Raw genomic sequence first — 2,103 nt, forward strand, 5'->3', positions numbered from 1 at the left:
GCGTTGTGGTCGCCGCCCACCGGCGGGGTCTGCGGGTAGCTGACCTTCTCCTTGACGTGGTTGCGGCTCAGCTCGCCGAACTCTCCCCCACCGGCCCCGCGCGGGGCAACCGACCACCGGACGCCGCCCGCACCGGGGCACTGTCGGTGGCATGGCCTAGCCTCCCGGGCATGGGTGTCTATCTGGTGAGTGTCGAGGCCGACGACTGGCTCGACGAGGAGGTGCTCGGCCCGGTGGGCCGGGCGGTCGACACGGCGCTGGCCGGGCGGGGGCTGCCACCGTTCGTCTGCCCTCCGGTGACGGAGTTCCGGGCGGGGTCGGGGCGGCACTTCGAGGAGAAGATGTACCGGCCGCTCTCCGGGTTCTCGCGGTTCTGCGAGGAGCTGGGCGACGGCACGGCGGAGGCGCTGGTCGGCTGGGACGTGCTGCTGCCCGTCGGTCTGGAGGCGCCGCTGGTGCTGCCGGTGGAGTGCGCGTACAACGACGTGACGGCGGTCGGCGACGCGCACCGGGCGCTCGACGCGGCCCGGCGCCTGGCGGAGCTGCTGGCGCTGCCGCCCGGCATACCCGAGCGCTGCGACAACCTGGAGATCGGCAACTGGTTCGACGGGCGGGCGGACGCGGCGGCCGTCGCCTCGCCGGGCCGCTGGACGGAGGACCTGGACATCGCCTTCTACGCGGCGCTCTTCCTGCGGGCCGCCGAGTACACGCTGCGGACCGGCCGCCCGCTCGCCTACTCCTGAGCGGGGGCGGCGGCTGCCCCCGCAGGGGCGGCGTCGCCCGCCCGGCGCCCCCGCCCGGGATCGCCGCGCAGCACGGAGACCACGCCGAGCCCGGCGGCACAGACCGGGACCGCCAGCAGGGCCCCGATGATCCCGGCGATGCCGGAGCCGGCCACCACCGCGATCATGATGGTGCCCGGGTGGAGTTCCACGGTGCGGCTCTGGATCAGCGGCTGGAGGACGTTGCCCTCGACGGCCTGGACGGCGACGACGATGCCCAGGGCCCACAGCGCGGTTCCGAGCCCACCGTCGGCCAGCGCCACCAGGACGGCCACCGCGCCGGAGAGGAAGGCCCCGACGAACGGGATGTAGGCGCCCATGAAGACCAGCGCCCCGAGCCCGGGCGCCCCGGGTACGCCCAGGACGAGCAGGCCGACGGTGATGAAGGCGGCGTCGATCAGCGCGATCAGCGTGGTGCCGCGCATGAAGCCGGCCATCGCGTCGAAGGCCCGCTCGGCGCAGGCGACGACGGTCGCGGCGCTGCGCGGGGGCAGGTAGGCCCGGACGGTGTCGCCGGTGCGGTGGCCGTCGCGCAGGAAGAAGAACACCAGGGCGAGGGCGAGCACCCCGCCGGTGGCGATCTGGGTCGCCAGGCCGAGCCCGGAGAGCACTCCGCTGGTGAGGGTGGACACGAGTGCGTCGGTCTCGCCCCGGGCGTCGCCGAGGGCGTGCCGGACCTTGTCCCCGAAGGGCCCCAGCCAGCCGGCGATCCGGTCGCCGGCCTCCGGGAGCGCGTGGGCGATCTGCGGAGCGCTGTGCACCAGTGAGTTGACCAGCAGATAGATCACCCCGCCGACGGCGGCCACCAGTACCGCGCAGGTGAGCCCGGCGGCGACGGAGCGGCTGACGCCCCGGCGGACCATCCACGGCATCACCGGGTACAGCAGGGAGGTGCCGAGCAGGGCCAGGATGACCGGGACGGTCGCGGCGCGCAGTTCGACGAGGGCGAAGACGACGAGCGAGGCGACGGTGATGAGCAGCACGATCGCCGCGGACCAGGCGGTGGCCGCCCGGACCGGGGCCGGCAGCATGAGGTAGGGGCGGCGGTGGTCGGGCGGCCGTCCGCCGGGCGGGACCCTCCTCCGTGCTCCCGTCGTCCGGGTCTGCGCGGACAGTGCCTCGCTGGTCCGCGCCCCGGTGGTCCGCGCGCCCTCGGTCGGTGGCCGCCCCGGCAGCTCTCCCGGCATCCGTTCCTCCGTCCGGTCGATCGGTCCAGGTCCGCCCCATCTCAGCAGACGATCGGGCCGACGGCCCGTTTTGTTCCCCCGCGGGCGCGCCCGCCCCGCCGTGGTGGTGCCACGGCTGTCTCTTATACACATAT

The 2,103-nt window shown here is 74.8% G+C and carries 2 protein-coding genes; one reads left to right on the forward strand and one right to left on the reverse strand.

Annotation, left to right across the window (positions count from 1 at the left end; all coding sequences use genetic code 11):
- The first annotated feature begins 170 nt into the window (after positions 1 to 170).
- Complete coding sequence (locus ACFCX4_RS36035; protein ID WP_376151667.1) at positions 171 to 743, forward strand: hypothetical protein; 573 nt, start codon at positions 171 to 173, stop codon at positions 741 to 743.
- Here the strand turns inward: ACFCX4_RS36035 and ACFCX4_RS36040 are convergent.
- Complete coding sequence (locus ACFCX4_RS36040; RefSeq protein ID WP_376151669.1) at positions 734 to 1,813, reverse strand: AI-2E family transporter; 1,080 nt, start codon at positions 1,811 to 1,813, stop codon at positions 734 to 736. The genes ACFCX4_RS36035 and ACFCX4_RS36040 overlap by 10 nt on opposite strands.
- Positions 1,814 to 2,103: the final 290 nt, after the last annotated feature.

This window comes from Kitasatospora sp. NPDC056327 (assembly GCF_042261735.1).
In the GTDB taxonomy this organism is placed as follows: domain Bacteria; phylum Actinomycetota; class Actinomycetes; order Streptomycetales; family Streptomycetaceae; genus Kitasatospora.